26 protein-coding genes are annotated in these 24,346 nt (G+C 36.1%); 12 read left to right on the top strand and 14 right to left on the bottom strand.

Annotated elements, in window-relative coordinates; all coding sequences use genetic code 11:
* Positions 1-357: 357 nt before the first annotated feature.
* Positions 358-714: a YgzB family protein gene (locus tag AC1M36_RS24445; RefSeq protein ID WP_174102966.1), complete on the top strand. Its 357-nt coding sequence runs from the start codon at positions 358-360 to the stop codon at positions 712-714.
* Between the two features lie 62 nt (positions 715-776).
* On the opposite strand, the gene perR is transcribed toward AC1M36_RS24445, so the two are convergent.
* The 6 genes from perR to AC1M36_RS24475 form a co-directional block, all read right to left on the bottom strand.
* Positions 777-1,205: a peroxide-responsive transcriptional repressor PerR gene (perR, locus tag AC1M36_RS24450; RefSeq protein WP_174102965.1), complete on the bottom strand. Its 429-nt coding sequence runs from the start codon at positions 1,203-1,205 to the stop codon at positions 777-779.
* Between the two features lie 320 nt (positions 1,206-1,525).
* Positions 1,526-1,981: a thioredoxin-dependent thiol peroxidase gene (gene bcp / locus AC1M36_RS24455; RefSeq protein ID WP_336453343.1), complete on the bottom strand. Its 456-nt coding sequence runs from the start codon at positions 1,979-1,981 to the stop codon at positions 1,526-1,528.
* A 44-nt stretch (positions 1,982-2,025) separates the two neighbouring features.
* The gene (locus AC1M36_RS24460; RefSeq protein ID WP_336453342.1) at positions 2,026-2,430 is read right to left on the bottom strand and encodes a potassium channel family protein; all 405 of its coding nucleotides are present in this window, start codon (positions 2,428-2,430) and stop codon (positions 2,026-2,028) included.
* A gap of 76 nt (positions 2,431-2,506) precedes the next feature.
* The gene (locus tag AC1M36_RS24465; protein WP_336453341.1) at positions 2,507-3,292 is read right to left on the bottom strand and encodes an ABC transporter permease; all 786 of its coding nucleotides are present in this window, start codon (positions 3,290-3,292) and stop codon (positions 2,507-2,509) included.
* 4 nt (positions 3,293-3,296) lie between these two features.
* Entirely contained in the window at positions 3,297-4,088 is a 792-nt protein-coding gene (locus tag AC1M36_RS24470) for an ABC transporter permease (RefSeq protein WP_336453340.1), read from the bottom strand.
* Entirely contained in the window at positions 4,081-5,094 is a 1,014-nt protein-coding gene (locus tag AC1M36_RS24475; RefSeq protein ID WP_336453339.1) for an ABC transporter ATP-binding protein, read from the bottom strand. The genes AC1M36_RS24470 and AC1M36_RS24475 overlap by 8 nt, the downstream gene beginning before the upstream one ends.
* A 127-nt stretch (positions 5,095-5,221) precedes the next feature.
* On the opposite strand from AC1M36_RS24475, the gene hemL reads away from it, so the two are divergent.
* The 3 genes from hemL to AC1M36_RS24490 all read left to right on the top strand — a co-directional run bounded on the left by hemL (position 5,222) and on the right by AC1M36_RS24490 (position 12,757).
* Positions 5,222-6,517, top strand: a complete 1,296-nt coding sequence (gene hemL / locus AC1M36_RS24480; RefSeq protein WP_336453338.1) for a glutamate-1-semialdehyde-2,1-aminomutase — start codon at positions 5,222-5,224, stop codon at positions 6,515-6,517.
* A 206-nt stretch (positions 6,518-6,723) separates the two neighbouring features.
* Positions 6,724-11,160 carry a glutamate synthase-related protein gene (locus AC1M36_RS24485; protein ID WP_336453337.1) on the top strand — a complete coding sequence of 1,479 codons (4,437 nt, stop codon included), beginning with the start codon at positions 6,724-6,726 and terminating at the stop codon, positions 11,158-11,160.
* A 508-nt stretch (positions 11,161-11,668) separates the two neighbouring features.
* The gene (locus tag AC1M36_RS24490) at positions 11,669-12,757 is read left to right on the top strand and encodes an aromatic acid exporter family protein (RefSeq protein ID WP_336453336.1); all 1,089 of its coding nucleotides are present in this window, start codon (positions 11,669-11,671) and stop codon (positions 12,755-12,757) included.
* A 13-nt stretch (positions 12,758-12,770) separates the two neighbouring features.
* On the opposite strand, the gene AC1M36_RS24495 is transcribed toward AC1M36_RS24490, so the two are convergent.
* From AC1M36_RS24495 to AC1M36_RS24510, 4 genes are all read right to left on the bottom strand, one after another.
* Positions 12,771-14,531 carry an ABC transporter ATP-binding protein gene (locus tag AC1M36_RS24495; protein ID WP_336453335.1) on the bottom strand — a complete coding sequence of 587 codons (1,761 nt, stop codon included), beginning with the start codon at positions 14,529-14,531 and terminating at the stop codon, positions 12,771-12,773.
* A gap of 53 nt (positions 14,532-14,584) precedes the next feature.
* Positions 14,585-15,115, bottom strand: a complete 531-nt coding sequence (gene ntdP / locus AC1M36_RS24500; protein ID WP_016112990.1) for a nucleoside tri-diphosphate phosphatase — start codon at positions 15,113-15,115, stop codon at positions 14,585-14,587.
* A gap of 260 nt (positions 15,116-15,375) precedes the next feature.
* A complete protein-coding gene (locus tag AC1M36_RS24505) occupies positions 15,376-15,630 on the bottom strand; it encodes a YgaB family protein (RefSeq protein ID WP_336453334.1) in 255 nt (84 codons plus the stop codon).
* A gap of 351 nt (positions 15,631-15,981) precedes the next feature.
* Positions 15,982-16,269, bottom strand: coding sequence for a gamma-type small acid-soluble spore protein (locus AC1M36_RS24510; RefSeq protein WP_017153984.1), 288 nt, complete (start codon positions 16,267-16,269; stop codon positions 15,982-15,984).
* Between the two features lie 123 nt (positions 16,270-16,392).
* Between AC1M36_RS24510 and AC1M36_RS24515 the strand changes: the two genes are divergently transcribed.
* Positions 16,393-16,617, top strand: coding sequence for a hypothetical protein (locus tag AC1M36_RS24515; protein ID WP_336453333.1), 225 nt, complete (start codon positions 16,393-16,395; stop codon positions 16,615-16,617).
* 43 nt (positions 16,618-16,660) lie between these two features.
* On the opposite strand, the gene mutY is transcribed toward AC1M36_RS24515, so the two are convergent.
* Positions 16,661-17,755, bottom strand: coding sequence for an A/G-specific adenine glycosylase (gene mutY, locus AC1M36_RS24520; protein ID WP_336453332.1), 1,095 nt, complete (start codon positions 17,753-17,755; stop codon positions 16,661-16,663).
* A gap of 150 nt (positions 17,756-17,905) precedes the next feature.
* Here mutY and AC1M36_RS24525 point away from each other — a divergent pair, with 150 nt between their 5' ends.
* Positions 17,906-18,886 carry a metal-dependent hydrolase gene (locus AC1M36_RS24525; protein ID WP_336453331.1) on the top strand — a complete coding sequence of 327 codons (981 nt, stop codon included), beginning with the start codon at positions 17,906-17,908 and terminating at the stop codon, positions 18,884-18,886.
* Between the two features lie 27 nt (positions 18,887-18,913).
* Here the strand turns inward: AC1M36_RS24525 and AC1M36_RS24530 are convergent, their stop codons facing one another.
* Positions 18,914-19,180, bottom strand: coding sequence for a YfhJ family protein (locus AC1M36_RS24530; protein WP_174102951.1), 267 nt, complete (start codon positions 19,178-19,180; stop codon positions 18,914-18,916).
* Between the two features lie 172 nt (positions 19,181-19,352).
* On the opposite strand from AC1M36_RS24530, the gene AC1M36_RS24535 reads away from it, so the two are divergent.
* Both AC1M36_RS24535 and AC1M36_RS24540 read left to right on the top strand, forming a co-directional pair.
* Entirely contained in the window at positions 19,353-19,511 is a 159-nt protein-coding gene (locus tag AC1M36_RS24535; protein WP_017153990.1) for a small, acid-soluble spore protein K, read from the top strand.
* A 58-nt stretch (positions 19,512-19,569) separates the two neighbouring features.
* Entirely contained in the window at positions 19,570-19,722 is a 153-nt protein-coding gene (locus tag AC1M36_RS24540; protein WP_000122139.1) for a YpzG family protein, read from the top strand.
* Positions 19,723-19,785: 63 nt separating this feature from the next.
* Here AC1M36_RS24540 and AC1M36_RS24545 read toward each other — a convergent pair whose 3' ends face one another.
* A complete protein-coding gene (locus tag AC1M36_RS24545; RefSeq protein WP_336453348.1) occupies positions 19,786-20,103 on the bottom strand; it encodes a YfhH family protein in 318 nt (105 codons plus the stop codon).
* Between the two features lie 12 nt (positions 20,104-20,115).
* Positions 20,116-20,928, bottom strand: coding sequence for a recombination regulator RecX (recX, locus tag AC1M36_RS24550; RefSeq protein ID WP_336453330.1), 813 nt, complete (start codon positions 20,926-20,928; stop codon positions 20,116-20,118).
* A gap of 82 nt (positions 20,929-21,010) precedes the next feature.
* Here recX and AC1M36_RS24555 point away from each other — a divergent pair, with 82 nt between their 5' ends.
* From AC1M36_RS24555 to AC1M36_RS24570, 4 genes are all read left to right on the top strand, one after another.
* Positions 21,011-21,919 (top strand): TIGR01777 family oxidoreductase, encoded by a 909-nt coding sequence (locus AC1M36_RS24555; protein ID WP_336453329.1) that lies wholly within the window; start codon positions 21,011-21,013, stop codon positions 21,917-21,919.
* Between the two features lie 68 nt (positions 21,920-21,987).
* Positions 21,988-23,118 carry an amidohydrolase gene (locus AC1M36_RS24560; protein WP_336453328.1) on the top strand — a complete coding sequence of 377 codons (1,131 nt, stop codon included), beginning with the start codon at positions 21,988-21,990 and terminating at the stop codon, positions 23,116-23,118.
* A 241-nt stretch (positions 23,119-23,359) separates the two neighbouring features.
* Positions 23,360-23,917, top strand: coding sequence for a GNAT family N-acetyltransferase (locus AC1M36_RS24565; RefSeq protein WP_336453327.1), 558 nt, complete (start codon positions 23,360-23,362; stop codon positions 23,915-23,917).
* Between the two features lie 210 nt (positions 23,918-24,127).
* Positions 24,128-24,247: a YfhE family protein gene (locus AC1M36_RS24570; protein WP_003194890.1), complete on the top strand. Its 120-nt coding sequence runs from the start codon at positions 24,128-24,130 to the stop codon at positions 24,245-24,247.
* Positions 24,248-24,346 lie beyond the last annotated feature (99 nt).

Raw genomic sequence — 24,346 nt, forward strand, 5'->3', positions numbered from 1 at the left:
ATCAAACTCTCCAATAAAGTTTGTCTAGCATCTAAAATAAAAATTGACGTTTCACGTTGTTTGTTTCGTTCAGTTTTCAAAGAACTCGTTTGTCGCTCATTTGCGACTTCCTTATGTTAACATCTTCATTTTCCGATGTCAACCAAGTTTTTTAATTTCTTTTTTCGCTTTCTGCCGTTTCGCATCAGCGACGGTTATTAATATATCATGCAGTTTATACATGGTCAATACTTTTCGCAAAAAAATTTCACAGCCCGTTTATTTCTTTTTTCGTTTCATATTTTTAATAAAGCCCCTTCTTTTAAACCAAAAATTCAAAATTGTGTGTTATATTGTTGCTATAGGAGCGTGATGGGAATGGGGATTAAATATTCGAACAAAATCAATAAAATTCGAACCTTTGCGTTAAGTTTAGTATTTATCGGACTCTTCATTGCATACTTAGGTGTATTTTTCCGCGAAAATATTATTATTATGACCATTTTTATGATGGTTGGCTTTTTAGCAGTTATCGCTAGCACTGTCGTTTATTTTTGGATTGGTATGTTATCTACAAAAACTGTGCAAATCATGTGCCCAAGTTGTAACAAACCTACAAAAATGCTTGGCCGAGTAGACGCATGTATGCATTGCAATCAGCCCTTAACGCTTGATCGTACTTTAGAAGGAAAAGAGTTTGATGAGAAATATAATAAGAAGAACTATAAAGCATAAAATACGTTTATATAATAAAGAAAGAGGTCGACGTAGCCGTCAGCCTCTTTCTTTATTATATATTACGCCTTATGACATTCTGGACATACGCCATAAATCTCTAAACGATGACTGTTAATAACAAAGCCGGTTGCTTTCGCAGCTTCATTTTCAAGTTGTTCCAAACCTTCATAAGGAAAATCAACAATTTTACCACATTTTTCGCAAATCACATGGTAATGTTGACTTGTAACATAGTCAAATCTACTTGAAGCGTCTCCATAAGTTAGTTCCTTAACAAGCCCAACTTCTTTAAATACACGTAAGTTATTGTAAACAGTTGCAACGCTCATATTTGGAAACTTACCTTCTAACGCCTTATAAATTTCATCCGCTGTTGGGTGCGTCATAGATTCCACAAGGTACTCTAAAATAGCATGACGCTGTGGAGTAATGCGTACACCCGTATTTTTCAGCATTTCTAGCGCTTCTTTTAATTCTTCTTTGACCACCGTCATGCACCCCGATTCTATACGGATTATTATTTTATAATTCTTATAAAGAGTGTACTCCTTTTCTTGTCAATCGTCAATATTTCTACTATAACTGTGTGGTTTATTTTTCACCTACACTTATTTTTATGTATATTTGTCCATCATTTATACATTTACATAGAAAAAAGTGCGAAATAATCGCACTTGGAATACTATCATCTGAGGAGGTATGCCCTACCCTTTTAATGTATGAAGCATCAGCAAAAGGGTGTAGACATATGCCTAATACTCACATCATAATAAATTTCTTTTACTTTTACTCTTACTCGTACAGAACCTTAATTTAAATACGAAAGGATGTCTTCAATATGTCCCTTCACCTTTACTTTTCGCCATTCTTTAACTAGTTCACCATCTTTATTAATAAGAAACGTAGATCTTTCAATCCCCATGTACTCTTTGCCAAAGTTCTTTTTCAGTTTCCACACGTCATATAATTCTGCCACTTTATGATCCTCATCTACTAAAAGTACGAATGGCAGATCATACTTTTCAATAAATTTCAAATGTCTATTTGCTGGATCGGGACTTACTCCTAGTATAACTGTATCTTTTTCTTGGAATAATCCATATGCATCACGAAAATCACACGCTTCTGTTGTACATCCTGGCGTCATATCTTTCGGATAAAAATATAATACTACATTTTTCCCGTGAAAATCCGACAGTTTAATCTGCTCTCCGTTACTTCCTTCTAGTGTGAAAACTGGTGCCACTTCTCCTATTGCGACCATCTTTATCACTCCTTGTCTTTTCCTTTACTATAACAAATGTTATCTTATTTTTCATTGTCTATCACAGTCCGAACTACGAATGCAAACGGCAGTGTATATCCAATCAACGCTTCAATAATTGCAATCCACCGCCCAATTCCAACAGGAGTTACATCACCATATCCAACTGATAATAAAGTAACCGCACTAAAATATAAGCATACTTCTACCAGTTGGAAAGAATGAACATTTAAACTTTCTCCATCTTCTCTCAAGGCAGCAAATCCACTTTCCTCTAATACAACATAACTTAATCCAAATGCGATAAGTACCGTTGTATAAATTAGAAATAATGAAGTTAGATTATACAAAGAAAAGAAACGCTTTGAATCTGAGTATGAGCTCCATAATATTTGAATACTTCTTAACACAGCAATGGCTGAAATTAATAAAATAAATCCCCACAACATGTCCTCCACCTCACCCTATATGTATGAGGACAAAGAACAATTTATCCCATGGTAAACGAAGCTTTTATACCCGCTGTTAGTTTCCCGCACCGCGATATTTCTTCACTCCAAAATTCCAAAGTGTGATTGCAATTGTAAAACAAATCACACCAACAATCGGTGTCGCAAATGCATAGCTATTCCATTCTGTCTTTCTTAGAAAATATGCTGCTGGGTATACGCCAACAAATGCAAATGGTAATACAAACGTTAAAATAAACCGAATCACGCGGTTATAAATATTTACTGGATAGCGTCCATAATTTCCTATGTTATACATAAGGGGCATAATCGAACTTTTCGCATCTGACCAAAAACCGATACTGGCAAGCGTCACAAATATCCCGCCATATACAAGTGCACCACCTGCTACCATGAACAAGAAAAGAAAGAAATCGTACCAATAAAAAGATAATTGAAGCTCTACTGCCGCATACCCCATTACAATAATCCCAGTAACTGCACCAATTAAAGACTCCAGTTCCATTCTTTCTAATATAATTTGAAATAAACTGTGAATTGGTCTTGTTAAAACGCGATCCATTTCTCCCTTAATAATATACCTATCATTAAAATCCCATATATTAAAGAAAGCAGAAAAGATAGCAAACGGTACTAAGAAAAATCCATAAATAAAAATAACTTCTTCTCGGCTCCATCCTTTTAACGCTTGTGTATGTCCAAAAACAACAAGGATGAAAATTAAATTTACAGCTTGTAATAGTAAATCAGATAATAACCCAACGATAAAATCGCCGCGATACTCGAGTTTCGTTTTTATATATTGGCTTGCATATTGTAAAAACAGTTTTATATATAGCATCCCATCATCCCCCTTGTACAATCAGGCGTTTTCTTGCCGTTTTCCACATCAGCACAATTGGAATAATAAGTACAACTGCCCAAATCATCTGGAATAATAAAGCTTGATACAACTTACTTCCCTGTATACCTTCTGAGAAAATCATACTCGGAATATAACTGATTGCTTGAAACGGTAAAAATACCATTGCTTTTTGGGCCCATAACGGATAAAAACTGATGGGTAGTAATAAACCTGAAAATAAATCAATAACCACACGTTTCGCATACATAATTCCACTGTTATTAAATAAGAAAAAAGTGAGCATACCTGTCATTAAATTAATTTGCGTATTAATAATAAAACTGAAAACTAACGATAGGAAAAAGTATAACCACGTTTGAAAATCGGTTGTAATCTGTAACGAAAATAAAAGTGTAACAATAATCATACCTGGAATAGAAAAGAATGCAAAACGGAAAATTCCCTCTCCAAGACCTTGCATAACTTTCATTCCTAAATAATTATATGGACGAATTAATTCGACGGCTACACGTCCTTCTTGAATTTCCATTGCAATTTCTCTGTCAATATTATTAAAATAAAAAGCCCGAGCCATCCATGCAATGGCAATATAAGTTGTCATTTGAGAAATTGATAAACTTTCAATATTCTCTTTCCCACTGTAAATCGCTTGCCATAAAAAATAATACGCTCCGATATTAATCGTATAAATTAAAATTCCACTATAATAGTTTGTTCGGTAAGCAAGCATCATTAAAAAACGAACACGAATCATTTCAATATACTTACCCATGAATCATACCCTCTTCATAAATATTACGGATAATTTCCTCTGTCGACACTTCATTAATTTTTAAATCTTTAATTTGAAAAGCTTGAACTACTTTGGAAATGAGCATAGAAATTATAACTTCTTCATTGGGTATTTTTGCAATCCACGTATATTCTTCTTTTCCTTGTGACCAAGCTACATGATTATCTGGCATTAGCATTGATAATTGTTGGTATGAAACTGGTGCAGTAAATTGAAAATGTATTTCTTTTTCTGCTCCCCACTGCGAACGAAGTTTTTCTAATGATCCATCATACATAATATTTCCTTCATCCAGCATAATGACGCGTTCACATAAAGCTTCAATATCCGTAATATCATGTGTTGTTAATAAAATTGTTGTTTTATAACGTTCATTCATTTCCTTTAAAAACTCACGGATTTTTAATTTTACGAGAACATCTAGTCCAATAGTTGGCTCATCTAAAAATAAAAGTGGTGGATTATGAATTAACGCCGCTGCTAATTCACAACGCATTCTTTGACCAAGTGATAATTTACGCACCGGCTTATCTAACAACGGTCCAATATCTAATGTCTCAATGACATGTTCCATATGTTCTTTGTACTGTCTATCTGATACACCATAAACCTTCTTTAATAAACGAAATGATTCTTGTACTGCAATATCCCACCAAAGCTGCGAACGTTGACCAAATACAACACCAATCGTTCTTACAAATTCTTCTCGCTGTTTATGTGGGTTCATACCATTTACTGTGATTTGACCGGACGTTGGTGTTAAAATCCCAGTTAGCATTTTAATGGTTGTTGATTTTCCAGCACCATTTTCACCAATATAACCAACCATTTCACCTTGTTTTACAGTAAACGAAACATCATTCACTGCTGGCACTATTTTATAATTACGATTTAATAAATCGCGAAACGCACCTTTTAAACCAGAGCGACTTGAATATGCTGTAAATTCTTTACGTAATCCTTGTACTTCAATTACCGATTTCATAATCGGACCCCCTTCCTCGATACCACAACGAATAGTTTACCCAACTGCCATTCCTATCACAAACAATACGTCTTTTTGAAAAACATGTTAGAATAATACATAGATTTTTGTAAGGAGATGAATTGTAGTGAATTTCACAAAATCAGAAGCATTACATAAAGAAGCGTTAGAACATATCGTTGGTGGTGTTAACAGTCCTTCTCGTTCTTTCAAAGCAGTTGGTGGTGGATCACCTGTTGCAATGGAACGCGGAAAGGGTGCTTATTTTTGGGATGTAGATGGTAACAAATATATCGATTATTTAGCAGCATACGGTCCAATCATTACAGGACACGCTCATCCTCACGTAACAGAAGCAATTAAAACAGCAGCTGAAAATGGTGTTTTATACGGAACACCAACAGCCTTAGAAGTAAAATTTGCAAAAATGTTAAAAGAAGCAATGCCTGCTTTGGATAAAGTTCGTTTCGTAAACTCTGGTACAGAATCTGTTATGACAACAATTCGCGTGGCTCGCGCTTATACAGGCCGCACAAAAATTATGAAGTTCGCTGGTTGCTACCACGGTCATTCAGATTTAGTACTTGTAGCAGCTGGTTCTGGTCCGTCTACTCTTGGTACTCCTGATTCTGCTGGTGTACCGCAAAGTATTGCACAAGAAGTGATTACCGTTCCATTTAATAATGTAGAAACATTAAAAGAGGCATTAGATAAATGGGGACATGAAGTAGCAGCTATTCTTGTAGAACCAATCGTTGGGAACTTCGGAATTGTCGAACCTAAACCCGGCTTCCTAGAAAAAGTAAATGAGCTTGTCCACGAAGCTGGCGCACTTGTTATTTATGATGAAGTAATTACAGCTTTCCGCTTCATGTATGGTGGCGCTCAAGATTTACTTGGTGTAACACCCGATTTAACAGCACTTGGTAAAGTAATTGGCGGCGGTCTTCCAATCGGTGCCTATGGCGGGAAGAAGGAAATTATGGAACAAGTTGCACCGCTCGGCCCTGCTTACCAAGCTGGTACAATGGCTGGAAACCCAGCATCTATGGCAGCTGGTATCGCATGCTTAGAAGTACTAAAGCAAGAAGGCGTATACGAAAAATTAGATGAACTTGGCGCAATGCTTGAAAAAGGCATTTTAGAACAAGCCACAAAACATAGTATCGATATTACAGTAAACCGTCTAAAAGGTGCGTTAACTGTATACTTCACAACAGATACAATTGAAGATTATGACGCTGCTCAAAATACAGACGGAGAAATGTTCGGTAAATTCTTCAAACTTATGCTTAATGAAGGTATTAACTTAGCTCCATCTAAATACGAAGCTTGGTTCTTAACAACAGAACATACTAAAGAAGATATTGAATATACAATCGAAGCCGTTGGCAGAGCATTTGCTGCCTTAGCAAACGTATAAGAAAATACATGACCAATAGAAAAAATAGAGGCCAGCCTCTATTTTTTTCTTTTTTCTATTTCATAAATCGCGCATTAATAGTATAATTATTCATAATTATCTGTTTTATTTCTAAGTTTATATTATTGTTCTGTTGTCTATAAGGCATTATACGTCTTTAAAAATCAGACTATTCACAACTTTTATAACAGAGGGGGGATTGACGGATGCCTAACAATACAAATAAATGGACACCGTCTTTATTTCGAAATTATGCAAATGCAGAACACGATGCGTGTGGAATCGTTTCCGTTATGGAAAAACAGAATGTGCCAACAAAAGAAAATATCGATCTTTGTATACAATCACTTGTAAAAATGAACCATCGCGCAGGCTTTATTAATGGTGAGGGCGATGGTATTGGCGTTCATATCGACTTACCGAAAGCACTTTGGAAAGAAAAATTAAAAAATAGTGGATATAATCCAGCGATTGTGGATCATCCCCACTTTATCGTTGGACATTTTTTTCTAAACAAAAAAGAAAATCCTACTCTTTTAAAAAACAGTATTCGTAATAAATTAGACAATCAAAATCTCACTGTGATTTTCGAAAGTGATGATGCGATAAACTCTGATGCCCTTGGTCCTCTTGGTAAACAAGAAGAACCTTTATTTTGGCAAATTGCCATTCTTTCAGAAACACCCACTGAAAACTTGAATCAAGTACTATTCACTTTAACAATTGAAATTGAGAAAAATACAGCAATTCATGTTGCATCATTAAGTCACGATCATGTTGTGTATAAAGTTCTTGGTGCTGGCGATACACTTGTTGCTTACTATGACGATTTACAACACCCACTTATTGCATCAACGATGACACTTGGGCATAATCGCTATTCCACAAATACATTATCTAATTTTTTTCGCGTGCAACCATTTAGCATCCTTGGCCATAACGGAGAAATTAATACCATTTCCAAATTACGTGACCAAGCCGAAATGATTGATGTACCTCTTACTGCTGGAGGCAGCGATTCTCAAGATTTAAACCGCACCTTAGAAACACTTCTCGTTCACTACAACTACAGTCTATTTGAAGCAATGGATATATTATTCCCACCAATTATTAATGAGATTAAATTATACGAGCCACATATGCAAGATTTATATATGTATATTCGTGAAGCATGGGGACATTTCGCTCAGGGGCCAGCCGGGATTATTTCACGTTATAAAGATGAAGCTGTTTTTAGTGTAGATTCACTTGGTTTACGACCAGTTTGGAAAGTAGAAACAGAAAGTTCCTATATCTTTTCTTCTGAACCAGGTGTTGTATCGCCATCCGAATACGTAGCAGAGCCAAAGTCACTTGCCCCTGGAGAAAAAGTAGGTTTAAAGTGGAATACACAAGGTGACCTCGTTCTCTATGAATATGAAACATATCAAGAAGAAGTGTACAAACGGATGAAACAGCGTATTCATTTTTCAGATTATCATTTTAACTTATCTACTCCGGTCGTGAAAAAAATTGAAGGGTTATCTAACCTCTCTCAAGTTGAAACAGAGCAATATGTAGCTTTCGGCTGGGATCGTGAGCATATCCAACTTCTCGAACAAATGGCAACAAAAGGGGTTGAACCCATTCGTTCACTCGGCCATGATGCACCTCTCGCTGCACTTGATCCGGACAGACGAAACATTGCTGACTTTATAAAAGAAAGCGTTGCTGTTGTTACAAATCCAGCAATCGACCGAGACCGAGAAATTGAACACTTCTCTACACGTACAGTACTAGGAGAACGTCCTAGCTTATTTAGTGGTCAGCAGCAAACTTTTGTTACCGAACTTTTGTCACCAATTATAGTAGAAGGTAATTTAGCACAGGAAATTGCAGAAGACTTGGAAACCATCTCATATGAGCAACTTGTGCAGCTATTTGCAACTCATAGTGCAGTTTACAAACTCTCTGTTACGTTCACAGCATCAGAAACCTTACATGATGCATTAGACAGAATTAGTATAGAAGCTATAACAGCTATAAAAAAAGGTGCTTCTCTGCTATTACTTGATGATGCTAAAGCTCATCAAAACGAACACTTATGGATTGATCCGCATTTAATTACAGCTAAAGTACACCAAAAACTTACTGAACATAAATTACGACGCCAATGCTCCATCGTTGTAAGATCTGGCGCTCTCCGTTCTTTACACGATATTGTTACACTATATGGGTTAGGGGCAGATGTTATTAATCCCTATTTAATGTTCGCAACTGTAAATGATGGATCAACACAACCAATTGCTAACTTATATAAAGCGTTAAACAAAGGGCTTGAAAAAGTTATTTCGACTATCGGTATCCATGAGCTGCGTGGTTATGGCCGCCTCTTCTCTTCAATTGGTTTACACGAAGAAATTGCAAACATACTACAAATTACAAACTTTTTAGGATCACGCACTGTGGCATTTTCACTTACTTCTTTAGCTGAAGATGCAAAAGCCAGGGCACTTGATTATAGTAATCCAAAAGTTAGAATGAGAAAAACATTTCATGTCTTTCCTCGCATTTGGAAATCAATTGGTGATGTAGCCAAAGGGAATGCTTACGATAATTATCGCGAGAAATTAGCTGAAGTAGAAGATAAGAACCCCATTGCAATTCGCCACCTCGTCCAAATAAAAGAAGCTGAGCAACCAGTGCCAACTGAACGCGTTTCAATTGGCGTAAAAAACCATGACTTGCCATTCATTATTAGTTCGATGTCATTTGGCTCACAAAATGAAATTGCATTCCGAGCTTATGCAGAAGCAGCCGATCGCCTCAATATGATTAGTTTAAATGGCGAAGGCGGAGAGATTAAAGACATGATTGGTAAATACCCGCATACACGTGGCCAACAAATTGCATCAGGGCGTTTTGGCGTAAATGCCGAATTGTTAAACTCATCAAATTTAATTGAAATTAAAATTGGGCAAGGAGCAAAACCTGGTGAAGGTGGACATTTGCCAGGGTCAAAAGTCACTTCTAAAATTGCCGAAGCACGTAATGCAACAATTGGTTCAGACTTGATCTCTCCTTCCAATAACCATGATATTTACTCAATTGAAGACTTAGCACAAATGATTACCGAAATTAAAACTGCTAATCAACTCGCAAAAGTCGCTGTCAAAGTTCCAGTTGTTCCTAACATCGGAACAATTGCTGTAGGAATTGCAAAAGCTGGTGCTGATTTTATTAATATCAGCGGATTTGATGGCGGCACAGGTGCTGCACGTATTCACGCCTTGCAACACGTAGGTCTTCCCGTTGAAATTGGCGTAAAGGCTGCTCATAACGCACTATTAGAAGCAAATATGAGACACAACGTAGAGATTTGGGCAGACGGTGGTATCAGAAGTGTAAATGATGCACTGAAAATTATGCTTCTTGGCGCAAACCGTATTGGCTTTGGCACTTTATCCATGATTGCAATTGGCTGTACAACGTGCCGTGGCTGTCACTTAGATACGTGTCATGTCGGTATTGCAACACAAATTGAATCAGAAGCTCAGGCAAAAGAACATGGACTACGCCGTTTTGTTCCACGTCAATTTGAAAATGCTGTAGAAGGTTTATTGAACTTATTTAACACTTTCGGAACAGAACTTAAACGCTTAACAGGTAATCTCGGTTATACGAACTTACAAGAAATTGTCGGTCGTTCTGATTTACTAGAACAAATGCGAGGTATAGAACTATTAGATTTACAAAATTTATTACAAACATTAGACAATACCTCGTACACTATGACAGAGGAAAAACAACAACATCATTATGCAGTAGCTAATTCTTTCCAATCAAAAGAGTTAGTTGGTGTTGGTGTAGATCAACGCGTTATGGGTGGTCTTGAGTCATGCTACCGAGTCCGCAGTAAATTATATGACAACAATATGCTTGAACCAATTACATTAAAATATACAAATGGTTCCGTTCCCGGAAATGGCTTAGGTGCCTACAATAGCGAAAACTTATTTATTCATGTAAATGGCGGCGCACAAGATGGCATCGGAAAAACATCATTCGGGGGCGGTATTTATATCACAAAAGCAAAAGGAAAAGATGGAACATACTATAACGGTTCTGTCGGAAAAGGTTTTGGATACGGTGCACAAAAAGGAACTTTATATGCGCAAGGTAACGCCGATGCACGTGCTGGCATCCGCTTATCTGGAGCAGATATGATCATCGGGGGAAGAATCACAAAACCACTTCGAGAAAAAGAACACGGGAACCTAGGCGTTCATGCAAATATTAAAGGCTTCGCTTTTGAATATATGACAAACGGTCGCGCTCTCGTTCTTGGTGATCCCGGTCCATGGATTTGTGCAGGTATGACTGGTGGTATCGTTTATTTACGTCATCAACCTGAACTCGGTTTAACAGAATCTGCCCTGCGCCGAAGAATCGCAAAGGGAGCGAATGTAACATTATGTCCACTTAGCAAAAACGGGGAATCAGACATTACCGAATTATTATTAGACTACATTCGCGTATTAAATGAGCACGAACAATATGAAGAAGTTGCTCTCTTAACACCGTTATTAGAGAACATTCAGCTTCACTTTTATGAAGTCCTTCCAAAAAAAGAGCAAGCAGACCCATCTATTTCGACTGAATGATGCAACCAAATTTTCATTTACTTAAAATTGACGAAGTGAGTATCACATAGTAATCTATAATAACAATTTGAAAACCTGCTGAAATTCAGCAGGTTTTTTCATTACAAACACAGGTCCAAAAAGGAGGATTTAGATAGCCGAGCAGGTCGAGGCACGGAAGTCAGGAGGAACGGAGTGTAGTTCATACTACATGAGTACCGGACTGGCGACGTAACGAAGACATGCGAAGGCTATCTAAACCGGACTTTTTGAACATCCATTAAAATATACGTTCAAAAAGGAGGATTTAGATAGCCGAGCAGGTCGAGGCGCCGCAGACAGGAGGAACGGAATGTAGCTTATACTACATGAGTACCGGACTGGCGACGTAACGAAGACATGCGAAGGCTATCTAAACCGGACTTTTTGAACATCCTATAAAATATCACTTGCTAACATATTGTAATGAATGTATAGTATCATGTTGTATCACTCATAATGACAAGAGAGAAAGGATATAAAAAAGGGTATGAAACTTGGTGCTCGCATTTTAAAAACGGGTATTGCCATTACATTAGCTTTATTTGCTTGTACTTTGCTCCAACTACCGAGTCCTGTATTCGCGGGAATTTCAGCAATTTTTGCTGTACAGCCATCTGTATACCGCTCATATTTGACAGCACTCGAACAAATCCAAGCAAACGTAATTGGCGCAGTATTCGCTATTGGATTCGCCTTTGCTTTTGGACACAATCCTTTTATTATTGGATTAACTTGTATATTAGTTATTGCTCTCACACTAAAATTACGTTTAGAAAATACAATATCTATCGCTTTAGTGACGGTCATTGCGATTATGGAATATCAAGGTACTGATTTCTTTGATTTTGCCTTACTTCGCTTTGCAACGATTATGGTCGGGATTATCGCAGCTTCACTTGTAAACTTAATGTTTATGCCGCCAAAATACGAAACAAAACTGTATCATCGTATCGTCGATAATACAGAAGAAATTGTAAAATGGATTCGTATGAACAGCAGGCAAGCTTCTGATTTCACAACATTGAAAACAGACATTGATCGTATGAAAGAAAAAATGATTAAATTAAATCATTACTACTTACTGTACAAAGAAGAAAGAAGCTATACGAAAAAAGTACAATTCGCAAAAATTCGTAAGCTCGTCTTATTTAGGCAAATGTTAGCAACAACTAGCCGTGCATTAAGTACATTAAAAGCATTACACCGTACTGAAAATGAATTGCGATATATGCCTGAACCATTTCAAGAATCCATTCAAAATGAATTAGATTCATTAACACACTATCACGAACAAGTTTTGTTAAAGTTTATTGGTAAAGCCAAAAAACAACAGTCTGTTGAGATGCTTGATGAAGTAGAAACTGGTAAACAAGAATTAATCGATATATTTATGGACTATCAAAATAAAGAAGATGAAGAATCATATAAAATATGGTTACATCTCTTCCCTCTTATTTCTTCAATTATTAATTACAGTGAAGAGGTTGAACATTTAGATTTACTTGTAGATAGTTTTTATACGTATCACAAACCAGAAGATGAACTACAAATTGATGAAAAAAAAGAAGACGAATAAAGAAACAGCCCCTTTAAGCCAAAGGGGCTGTTTCTTCTATATGTTGAATTTGATATAAATTATAATAAAATCCTTGTTTTTGCATTAATTGTTCATGAGAACCCTTTTCTTTTATTTCACCATCTTCAATATATATAATTGTATCTACATGTGTGATGGTTGCCAGTCTATGAGCAATGATAATAGTTGTACGGTCCGCAGCTAATGTTTGAAGAGCCTCTTGAATATGCCTTTCGTTCTCTAAGTCCAAAGCTGATGTTGCTTCATCTAGTATAAGTAAAGAAGGATTTTTCAAAAAGACACGTGCGATTGCTACGCGTTGCCTTTGCCCACCAGACAACTTCACACCTCTTTCGCCAACAACTGTATCGTAACCATCTGGCAAATTCATAATGAAATTGTGAATCTGTGCTGCTTTTGCAGCTGCAATGACTTCCTCTTTCGTTGCTTTCGGGTTTCCATATAAAATATTAGATTGAATCGTATCACTAAATAGAAGGTTATCTTGCAAAACAATCCCGATATGACTACGTAAATTTCTTACGTTATAATCTCTTACATTCACACCATCTATATAAATGGCACCGCTAGAGACATCATAAAACCTTGGAATTAAACTAGCGAGAGATGACTTTCCCCCTCCACTCGCTCCAACAAGGGCAACTTTTTCTCCAGGACGAATTGAGAAAGAAAGGTGATGTAATACATCTTTTTCATCAGTATTATATCGAAATGAAACTTGATCAAATACAATTTCACCTGAAAGCTTATTTTGTTTAATTGCTTTTGGAATATTTACAATATCATACTTTTCATCTAACAGCTCAAACACTCGATCCATTGAGGCAAATGATTGTGTGAGTGTTGTAGAAGAGTTAACAAGGCGGCGTAATGGACTATATAAACTGTCCATATACCCAACAAAAGCAACCATCGTTCCAAGTGTTAAAGAACCTTGAATCACTTCATATGCCGCGAACGCAATAACAAGTAATGGTCCCAAATCCGTTAACGTATTCACCGTAGAAAACGTTCGCGCTGTCCAACTTGTATGTGTTAATGCTTTCGTTAAAAACTCATTATTTTTCTTATCAAATTGCCCTTTTTCATACTCTTCTAATGCAAAACTACGCGTCACTTGCATCCCTTGAATACGCTCATGTAAGTAACCTTGCATCGTTGCCAATGCTTGTGAACGATCTTTGGTTAATTTACGAAGACGTCCAAAAAAGTATTTCACTGCAACTGCATAAATCGGCAAAATAAGCAATGCAACGAGGGTTAATTTTATATTCATCGAAAACATAACTACAATTGCAATAAAAATCGTAGCTGTATCAAGCCAGACATTCATAAGTCCTGTAATAACAAAATCCTTCGTCTGCTCCACATCATGAATCACACGTGAAATGATTTCACCTGTTTTTGTATTTGAATAATAGCGTAAACTCAATTTTTGCAGATGTCCAAAAATATGTTTTCGTAAATCATAAAGTACTGTATTACCAATACGCTGCGCAAAATATTGACGATAATATTCAACAGGTGGTCTCAGTACACCAAAAATAAAAAAGGCAATGCCGATTGCTGTTATCAATTGTGATGTTTTTTCCTGAAGTGATCCACTCCCTTGAATCACATCATCAATAATATACTTTAATAGCCACGGCATAATCAGCGGAATTCCAAACTTAATGAGTCCAATAATAATTGTAATTGTAATAAGCCAGCGATATGGTTTTACAAATTGTAAATATCTTTTTATTCCTTGCATGTAATCCCCCTTCAATAGGACAAACCTGCCGGGAAACTCCCTGCAGGTTTACTTTAATCTCTATACATTAAATATCGTTCATACCACATATCAACAAAGTCCGGCGCAAATGGCCCTTTTCTTTGATGAATCCACTGCGTTAAATACTCTACATTTCGTTTTAATATCGTATCAATCACTGGAGGATAATTCATCATCTGACTATGCTTCTCATACTCATCTTCATCTAAAAGAGTATATGTCATATCTGGATATACTTTAATATCTAAATCATAATCAATATACTTTAATGCTTCAGAATCATATGCAAATGGAGAACTTAAATTACAATAATAATATACTCCCTCTTCTCGTAACATACCGATTACATTAAACCAATAATTTGAATGAAAATAACAAATTGCAGGCTCACGCGTAATCCATGTCCGACCATCTGATTCGGTTACTACAGTCCGATCATTTGCACCAATTACAAGACTTTGTGTCCCTTTTAAAATTGTAGTCTCTTCCCACATTCTATGAATGGAGCCATTATGTTTATAACTATGTATTTGTACTTTTTCTCCTTCTTTGGGAAATCCCATACGTGCTCCCTTCTTTCACTGTGAACGCTCTTCTAAAGTTGCCTTAACTAGTATTTTTCCTGTTAAAAACGTATTGAGCCGAATTCACTTTTTTTCTATTATAACTTTTTTGTCAAAATTTTAAAACTAAACCGATACAATCCAAATTCCATAAACACGAACGAATTACTCTCCATCGACAAGTTATGATGCAACAAAAAGCCCTTCTTCATAAATTAAGAAAGGGCTTTTCCAACTAAAGTATCAAAATATACAATCCTTTAGTTAGAAATTATTTTTTCAGTTTCAAAAGAATGAATCACTTCATTTGTTTGTTGCTCAAATTTTTCATGCAAAAGCTTCAAAGCTTGTTCCGTTTTATGTATTTCTTGCCGAATAAAATGCAAATCTTTTTTATCACACTTCCCTTGCTCACTTGTTTCAATCTGTTGGTACTTCTCTAGATGCGCTTGTAACTTCAGTAACTCATCCATTGTTTGCAACTGCTCTCCTACCAACTTATCAAATAAATTCATTATTTACCTCCTGTTTTTAATAAAGTGAAGCTTTAATCAACTCTCACGAAGCGGGCATTTACAGGCAGCCCTCCATCTATCCTCCTCGTTTTCCTTTAAATCTTGAGGTGGGGGGCTTACTACCTCGAATAACAGGATACATCGCTACTACATATTTTCTAATCTCCTACCTTCTTCTCCTTTGGCTACATTTGTTGACTTATTAGAAGTTATGTCGGCTCTCTCAACAAAATTCTCAAAGTAATCGATTTGCATAACATTAGATTTTCACTAGTAACAAAACTTTCGTTTTCGTCATAATATGACAAACAAAGAAAACACTTCTCTTGAATCGAGAAGTGTTTTTCTTTGTTATTGATTCGTGCTAGAAGATTGCGATTTTTTCGCTGCTGATTTTGCATTTTGTTGTTTTACTGCTTGTACATCTGTGTCAGTTGCAAACTCTGTGCCGTAACTAGCATTTGCACTTTGAACACCAGCGCTAGATGCTTGTGCTTTCTTTGCTTCTGATTGTGCGTTTTGTTGTTTTACTGCTTGTACGTTTGTCTCAGTCGCAAACTCTGTACCATAGTTAGCATTTGTACTTTGAATGCTAGCACCAGAAGTTGCTTTGTTATAACCTTGTTGTTTTTTACTCATCTTTCTCACCTCCACAACCAATAATGTAACCAACCACTCTAAAAGATATCCGTAAAATTATTTTTTAATTGGTGCATATATCTTTCCAGGCTCATTCAAACTACATATGATGGAGGTGTACACATGTACGTTGGACGCGATATGACAGAACTATCTATGATTTCGAAAGAAAAATGGAAACAAGATGAATTAGCTTATTTTCACCATTCCTTACAGCAAATCATGCCCTATTTAAACGTAGAAGGCCAAACGATCTACAAAGAAATTATAAAAGAAATTGAATCACGGGGCGGTCTTCAAAAAAGCGAAGCGGATTGGACACACGGTACAAAAATTTCTTACGACTAAAAAACGTGTTCCCTAATTCGGGAACACGTTCCATCTCCAACTATTATGGTTGGAGTTTTTCAACACATTCTTCATAAATCGTACGATGCGATTTAGAGAAAGGTAATTTCTCAAAGTCTTCTTTCGATACAACCTTTAATGTATCTGTTTCTTTAATAACACTTGCTACTTTTCCATAAAATACAAATACATCCCACGTACGGTGGGTGAATGTATGTTGAACGTTCATTGCATATTCATCGATTGAAACAGAAAGAGAAAAATTTTCTTTCATATAATCAGCCAGCTGCTGTTTATGATTTCGAATTCCTTCACTTATTTCAACGTTTGGAAATTCCCACATGTTGGCAAGTAATCCTGTACTCGGTCTTTTGTTAATTACATAATCCCCATCTTCTGTCTGCAGCACTCCTGCAACAAGCGGTACCATTTTAGGAGCTTTCGCCTTACTTTTGACAGGTAACTCTTTTTGCACACCTTCTTCATATCCACGGCAATGCTCACGAACAGGACAAAGTAAACAAGCTGGATTTTTCGGAATACAAATAAGCGCACCTAACTCCATTAAGCCTTGATTAAAATAGGACGGATTTTCCTTTGAAATAATTTCATGTACAATTTCTTCAAATACTTTTCGTGTCTTAGGTTTCGCAATATCATCCCACACTGACAATATACGGGATAAAACACGCATTACATTGCCATCTACAGCTGGCTCTGGTATACCGTATGCAATACTTAAGATCGCACCTTTTGTATAAGGACCAACACCTTTTAACTTTTCAATTTTTTTCACATCATTTGGTACTTTCCCGCCATATACTTCTTTTACTTCTTTCACTGCTGCATGTAGATTCCGTGCTCTAGAATAATAACCAAGCCCTTCCCATGCTTTTAATACTTCTTCATCTTCTGCATCAGCCAATGCTTCTAATGTTGGAAACTTTCCCATAAAATTTGCGTAATATGGTTTTACAGCTTCTACTCGTGTTTGCTGCAACATAATCTCAGAAACCCAAACACGATACGGATCTTTATTTTCACGCCACGGTAAGTCACGTTGTTCTTTTTCAAACCAACTAATTAAATCGTGTTGAAACTTCTCTATGTTAAAATCATCTAATATTTCAAGTGCCAAACTTGATCCCCCTCATTTTTTTGCATATACGTACTATTATAAAGATTTTAGGAAAAAATTTAAGTAAGATGATATAGGAAATAGAAGGCAAATGCCTTGAGATATCGAATAAAAAGAGTTACATTAATAAAAAAATGGAGGTGTGTTTTCATGGACACAGCCACTCACCTTGTTATGGGCGTCACATTAGGTGGTTTAGCAACGTTAGATCCAGCCATTAGCCAAAGTGATTTCGGACCACAAGCAGTTATGCTTGCAACGATTGCCGGCTCCAATATTCCTGATATTGATACTGTCTTAAAATTACGTAACAATGCAAAATATATACGAAACCATCGTGGAATTACTCATTCCATTCCTGCTGTTATTCTTTGGTCCTTTCTTATAAGCGGAATTGCCTTTGCCTTCTTTACAGAATCGTCCTATCTTCATCTACTACTTTGGTCATTTATCGCCGTCTTTCTTCACGTATTTGTTGATATTTTTAACGCTTATGGTACGCAAGCGTTACGGCCTTTTACAAAAAGATGGGTTGCATTAGGTGTAATTAATACATTTGATGCTGTCATTTTCTTTATCCATATACTCGCTATCGCCTGCATGCTTGTCGGTTCCCATAAAGGGTATACTGCTTTAGCTGCATATATATTAATGTTTGTCTACTATGTCGGTCGAATTGTAATGAGACAAAATATCAAAAGTGTAGTTTACAAACGATTTGAAGATGTAGAGGAAGTCATTATTTCTCCTTCCTATCGCTTTTACCATTATCATTTAGCAATTACTACAAAAGACAAATACTATGTTGCTCGTTGGCACCGCGGCCATATTATGGTGCATGATAAATTTGATCGTATTCCACTTCCAGACAATAAAATTATGCAGGCTGCACAAAAAGATGAAAATATTTCTGCTTTTTTATCTTTTTCACCTGTATATCGCTGGGATATCTTTGATTATGAAAACTATTATGAAGTGCGTTTTATCGATTTACGCTACCGTAGTAAAGACTACTATCCATTCGTTGCAATTGTCCAACTGGATCAAAATTTAAATATCATTAGTTCCTATACTGGATGGATTTTTAGTGAAGAAAAGCTTCGTAAAAAATTAGAATTGATTCCACATTAAAAAGAGCGACCAACTCGGTCGCTTTTTTTAATGCTTTAAATGGTCGTCTTGATTAATTAAATGACTATATTTCGGATTATTCGTACGAATTTCATGAAGACGTTCACCATGGTTATTAATCCATGTTCTTACAATTTGTTCCGTCATTTCTTCACCCTGATAACGCCCAGATTTTGCATATGTTACTTGGAAGTCCTCCCATAATAACTCAATCCATGCGCGTGCCTGTGAATAAGACAAAAAACTATTTTTTTCCAAAAGTTCTTTTGTTAATATTTCATACTTATCATTCATTATTTATTTCTCCTTTTATTGATTTTGTACTTTATCTCGTGCCTAACAACCACAGCAGAATGATGAAAGAGCAAATCCCCCTTTATTTTTTAAGCATAATTTCTTTTGCTTTGCACATTCTATTAATGATACTTCTTAGTAAGTATCATTTTACAATGAGGGGGCGTTCTTCTTGGGTAAACAATCTGAAATTTGGTCTGAGGCCAGAAATAATAACAATATCGACGGTCAACCGAAAGCAAAAGATCGTTTTGCTTCAAAAAGGCCTAACGGTACGATTAATACACACCCACAAGAACGTATGCGTGCCGCAAATCATCAGGAAGAGTAAAACAAATAGTCAGTTCTAAAGGGTTATTACGATTAACTTCCTACATGAGGTGATAAAGATGAGCTACCGTAATCATTTAGATCGTCGTTCTGAATTATTCAACCCTACCTGGGCACGTCCGAAACATGCAAAAGCGCAAGTGAATGGACAGACGCAGCAAACCCAGTCTCTCATTATTTTGGCGAATGAGATGAGAAAGCGCCAGATTTAACTGCCTATCTCCTTTAACAACTACGAAAAATGAAAACCAGAGCAGCCAAGGCTCTCTGGTTTTTTATTTCTTCTGTAATAACGAAATAGGAATACCAATTTCCTCTGTCTCATTTTGTTTACGTCCCCAAGCAAATACTCCATTGAAATACGTAATCGTAAATAATATACCCGGTTCTTCTATCAGTTCATACGTTTCACCAGTCTGAAACGCATTTATATCCGTCATATAAGCACGAGCCATTGCCATTTTTCTCATTAATACATCAAACTCATTTACTATACCAAGCTGTTCTGCCTTCACAGCCTGTTCTTTTAAGATACCAATTTCCTCTCTTAGCTCATGTGGTGTCATCTCACTATAACGTTTCGGCATATTCATCATATTCTTCTCTCATCCCTCTTCACGTTTCATTTGTAAAAATGTCTCTATCTCATCGATGGAAAATCCTTTTCGATATAATGCTTGTTTCATTTTATTTTCATATGTCCATCCATCATGCTTTTTATGCTTCTCATGATACTTATTTCCATGATATAACAACGCTTCTTGTTGTTGCGTTTCATCCTTGTCCTCTTTTAATTCTTCTAGACAAATTTGAATCACATCACGATTATATCCTTTACGGACTAACATTTCTTCTAACTTTTGTTTCATTTGTAAAAAAGAATGCTTTTGATAGGATTTTTTCTTTTTTTCCACAAGTTCAAGAGCATTTTCAATTTGCTTCTCTTTCGGATATTCTTGTAAACTATGAGTAATAATTATATCCTGGACACCTTTACCAAGAAGTTCCCTTCTAATAATAGTCGGTCCTTTTTGATTCACATTACTATGAGTTCGCACATACGAAATGGCATACTCTCTATCATTAATATAGCGATCACGTAATAATTTCGATATAACTTCAGAGATGATGGCTTGTCCAACTTCTTTTTTTCGTAAATATTCTTCTACTTCTTGTTTCGTCCGCATTTGATAGGATAAATAAGAAATTGCTTGCAAATATGCTTTTTGCACTTCTTCATTGTACAAAATATTTGCTAATTCTACTTCATCAATTTCTAAACCCTTTTGCAACCCATGCTTGATTAAGATGACTTGATTTACACTAAATCCATATTCTTCGCCTTGTCCTTTATCAATATAAATATTAAATCGTTCTTTCGTTCGCTTTTGTACTTCTATTTTTGTAATGACAGCCATATTCTTCACCTCACCACTATTTTAGCATAGTTACGAAACAAATTTGTTTTTCAGAAATATATATAATAGGGAGGAAATTTAGTTGAAGATCGCAATTTCTGGTGGAACTGGTTTTATCGGTAAAGCATTAGCTAATTTTTTAAGCCTAAAAGGATATACAATTTACATTCTCACCCGAAAAAAAAGAGAGAATCCTCTCAATTCTAACATTCACTACATTAAATGGAATACTCACTCACATAAATTTCCTCTCACTTCTATTGATGTTGTTGTAAATCTAGCTGGAGAAGCTATTAATAATGGTCGCTGGACGAAAAGACAGAAAGAAAACATTGTAGCGAGTCGTCTTCATACAACAAATAGTCTCATTAAGCAATTACAAACATTACAAAAGAAACCCCATACTTTTATTAACGCTAGCGCAATTGGCTATTATGGTACATCTGAAACAAAAATCTTTACAGAACAGAACAAAGAAAATGGCAGTGACTTTTTAGCAACCACAGTAAAACTCTGGGAAGAAGCAGCATCTAAAGCAACTTCTCTCGGAATTCGAACCGTCTATACCCGCTTTGGAATTGTTTTAGGAAAAGATGGTGGTGCCCTTCCTAAAATGTTGCTCCCTTACAAATTATTTATTGGTGGGACAATTGGTTCAGGTAATCAATGGCTATCTTGGATTCATCTAGATGATGTCATTCGTATGATTGATTTTGCAATAACCACAAAAGAAATAGAAGGCCCTCTTAACATTACGGCTCCACATCCTACAACAATGAAAGAGTTCGGAAAGGTGCTTTCAACTGTCATGCATCGCCCACATTGGTTTCCCGTTCCAGCATTTGCACTACATGCTTTACTTGGAGAAATGAGTATGCTTGTGTTACAAGGACAACATGTATTGCCTAACAAAGCAATGCAGCATGGATACCAATATTCTTTTCCCACATTAAAGCATGCATTACAAAATATTATATTGCATACACTGTAGTACTTCTGAAATACGCTCATTAAGATTGTTCAATTTAAAAGTTATGAGCCACTGGAAATGAGGTCTCTATGAAAACGCTATTTAAGCAAGCCACTGTATACCCTATTACTTCTTCTAAATTTCAAGGAGATGTATTAGTTAAAAACAATCAAATCACTGCAGTAAAACCAAATATTGAGCCAACTCAAGACATGACTGTTATCGATGCAAGAGCACTTCACCTTTTACCAGGATTTATCGATGTGCATACTCACCTTGGACTATACGATGAAGGGACTGGATGGGCTGGAAATGATGCTAATGAAACGTCCGAAGTATTAACCCCTCATATACGTTCTTTAGATGGTATCCATCCTTTTGATATCGCTTTTCAAGATGCAGTTCAAAGTGGCGTTACAACTGCCCATGTTATGCCTGGAAGTCAAAATATTATTGGCGGAACAACATGTGTGATTAAAACTGCTGGAACGTGTATCGATCATATGATTATTCAAGAACCTGCTGGATTAAAAATTGCATTTGGAGAAAACCCAAAACGAGTTCATAGTAATGGTACAAAGGAATCAATTACTCGTATGGGGATTATGGGATTACTTCGTGAATCCTTTTACGAAGCACAACATTATGGAAATGAAGCAGATTTTCGAATGCTTCCTATTCTAAAAGCACTGCGCCGAGAAATTCCAGTACGTATGCATGCTCACCGGGCAGATGACATTCTTTCCGCTCTTCGCTTCGCAAAAGAATTTAATCTTGATTTACGTATTGAACACTGTACAGAAGGACACTTTATTGCAAAAGAACTTGCTAACCAAAACTTAAAAATATGTGTCGGTCCGACATTAACACGCCGATCAAAAATTGAATTAAAAAACAAATCATGGGATACGTACCATATTCTATCCAAGCATGGGATAGAAGTTTCTATTACAACAGACCATCCCTATACTCCAATTCAGTATTTAAATGTTTGTGCAGCCATCGCAGTCAGGGAAGGATTAGATGAAAAAACCGCATTAGAAGGAATTACAATCACTCCCGCCCGAAACTTACGTTTAGAGAAAAGGATTGGAAGTATTGAGGTTGGAAAAGATGCCGATCTTGTATTATGGACCCATCACCCATTTCATTATTTAGCCAAACCCATACTAACTATGATTGACGGAAAAATAATTTACAAAAAAAATAAAAAAAACTAGTTTATTTTTTTGACTAGATAAAGTATTATACGATTATAAACTGAATGAAACCATAATCAATTTGTGTCGTGATTATTCATTTCAAATTGATGAATGGGGAAGGCAAATGGTGCGCCACCAGCGTTATAGACTGGTTCTAGTGGGTTCGATTCCCACCCCGAAATTTTTTAAAGATTGATATAAAAATTTCGAGGGTGGGGTGTTTTTTCGTCATGCTACCCTCATGTGAGGAGGAGTTAGTATGTTAAAAAAACGCGACTTACACGACAGCCACGTTCTATACGATTTAATGGTGGATCCAGCTGTCTTCCCTTTTGTGCGTCAAAAGGCTTATTCGTATGAAGAATTTCTATTTTTAACAAAACAAACAATTGAGGCTGAAGAACGTGGTGAATTAATCTCACGTACCATTTTAGATGAATGGGGAAACCCTATCGGCACAATTACTTTATTTGATGTGCAAGAAAAAGCTGGATTTCTTGGTACATGGCTAGGAAAACCTTATCATGGCAAAGGATATAATAAACTAGCAAAAGATGCTTTTTTCAGCGAGCTTTTCTATGAATTAGATATCGAAACAATCTTTATGCGCATTCGCAAAGTAAATATTCGTTCGATAAAAGCAGCTGAAAAACTATCATATGTAAACCTAGCAAATGAAACTAGAAAAGCTGTTTATGATCAAATTAACGCAATCGAAGAAGTATATAACTTATATGAAATTCCAAAGGATCAATATACCCTTTCTACAATGCGCGACACTACATTCCAAGATACACATCATTTAAAAGAAGCGTAATAATATATATCCATTTTAATTTTCGGACATATAGCATGAGCCTAAACCTCTCCATGAGCGGATACTCTCACACCTAAAAGGAATGGTTGTATGTCGGTCTTTCAATGCGTATTTATATAATTATAAAATGAATATACTTGTTGATTATGTATATCTCCTTGTGTCATTGGAAACGATAGGTAATAACTTTATGACACGAGGTGATCTGTAATGGATAGAAAGAAACGTGAAAAAGCAAGAAATACATTAAATAGTACACAAGAGGTTCTTTATCAGCGAGAGTTTCGCAGAGCGGATCGCGCAGCAGGATATCGTCCTAAAGGTGTGTAATTATAAAGTGAAACTTGAGGGATTTTTTACTCCCTCCTATCAAATTTATACAGATTAAAGATTTACTCCTTATATAATAAGGAGTATTTTTGTGGAAAA

This window comes from Bacillus sp. Medicinal_06 (assembly GCF_056711665.1).

What these genes read in the sequence shown, in the direction of transcription:
- AC1M36_RS24530 (WP_174102951.1), bottom strand. Translation starts at nt 19,180, where the DNA reads ATGAATGATAAGTATGAAATATTAACAAAAGAACTTTTGGAAAAAAAT.
- AC1M36_RS24505 (WP_336453334.1), bottom strand. Translation starts at nt 15,630, where the DNA reads ATGAATTTATTTGATAAGTTGGTAGGAGAGCAGTTGCAAACAATGGAT.
- AC1M36_RS24560 (WP_336453328.1), top strand. Translation starts at nt 21,988, where the DNA reads ATGAAAACGCTATTTAAGCAAGCCACTGTATACCCTATTACTTCTTCT.
- bcp (WP_336453343.1), bottom strand. Translation starts at nt 1,981, where the DNA reads ATGGTCGCAATAGGAGAAGTGGCACCAGTTTTCACACTAGAAGGAAGT.
- AC1M36_RS24445 (WP_174102966.1), top strand. Translation starts at nt 358, where the DNA reads ATGGGGATTAAATATTCGAACAAAATCAATAAAATTCGAACCTTTGCG.
- AC1M36_RS24510 (WP_017153984.1), bottom strand. Translation starts at nt 16,269, where the DNA reads ATGAGTAAAAAACAACAAGGTTATAACAAAGCAACTTCTGGTGCTAGC.
- AC1M36_RS24490 (WP_336453336.1), top strand. Translation starts at nt 11,669, where the DNA reads ATGAAACTTGGTGCTCGCATTTTAAAAACGGGTATTGCCATTACATTA.
- ntdP (WP_016112990.1), bottom strand. Translation starts at nt 15,115, where the DNA reads ATGGGATTTCCCAAAGAAGGAGAAAAAGTACAAATACATAGTTATAAA.
- AC1M36_RS24470 (WP_336453340.1), bottom strand. Translation starts at nt 4,088, where the DNA reads ATGGGTAAGTATATTGAAATGATTCGTGTTCGTTTTTTAATGATGCTT.
- AC1M36_RS24465 (WP_336453341.1), bottom strand. Translation starts at nt 3,292, where the DNA reads ATGCTATATATAAAACTGTTTTTACAATATGCAAGCCAATATATAAAA.
- AC1M36_RS24485 (WP_336453337.1), top strand. Translation starts at nt 6,724, where the DNA reads ATGCCTAACAATACAAATAAATGGACACCGTCTTTATTTCGAAATTAT.
- AC1M36_RS24495 (WP_336453335.1), bottom strand. Translation starts at nt 14,531, where the DNA reads ATGCAAGGAATAAAAAGATATTTACAATTTGTAAAACCATATCGCTGG.
- AC1M36_RS24540 (WP_000122139.1), top strand. Translation starts at nt 19,570, where the DNA reads ATGAGCTACCGTAATCATTTAGATCGTCGTTCTGAATTATTCAACCCT.
- AC1M36_RS24565 (WP_336453327.1), top strand. Translation starts at nt 23,360, where the DNA reads ATGTTAAAAAAACGCGACTTACACGACAGCCACGTTCTATACGATTTA.
- AC1M36_RS24475 (WP_336453339.1), bottom strand. Translation starts at nt 5,094, where the DNA reads ATGAAATCGGTAATTGAAGTACAAGGATTACGTAAAGAATTTACAGCA.
- AC1M36_RS24515 (WP_336453333.1), top strand. Translation starts at nt 16,393, where the DNA reads ATGTACGTTGGACGCGATATGACAGAACTATCTATGATTTCGAAAGAA.
- AC1M36_RS24570 (WP_003194890.1), top strand. Translation starts at nt 24,128, where the DNA reads ATGGATAGAAAGAAACGTGAAAAAGCAAGAAATACATTAAATAGTACA.
- AC1M36_RS24545 (WP_336453348.1), bottom strand. Translation starts at nt 20,103, where the DNA reads ATGAATATGCCGAAACGTTATAGTGAGATGACACCACATGAGCTAAGA.
- AC1M36_RS24525 (WP_336453331.1), top strand. Translation starts at nt 17,906, where the DNA reads ATGGACACAGCCACTCACCTTGTTATGGGCGTCACATTAGGTGGTTTA.
- recX (WP_336453330.1), bottom strand. Translation starts at nt 20,928, where the DNA reads ATGGCTGTCATTACAAAAATAGAAGTACAAAAGCGAACGAAAGAACGA.
- AC1M36_RS24460 (WP_336453342.1), bottom strand. Translation starts at nt 2,430, where the DNA reads ATGTTGTGGGGATTTATTTTATTAATTTCAGCCATTGCTGTGTTAAGA.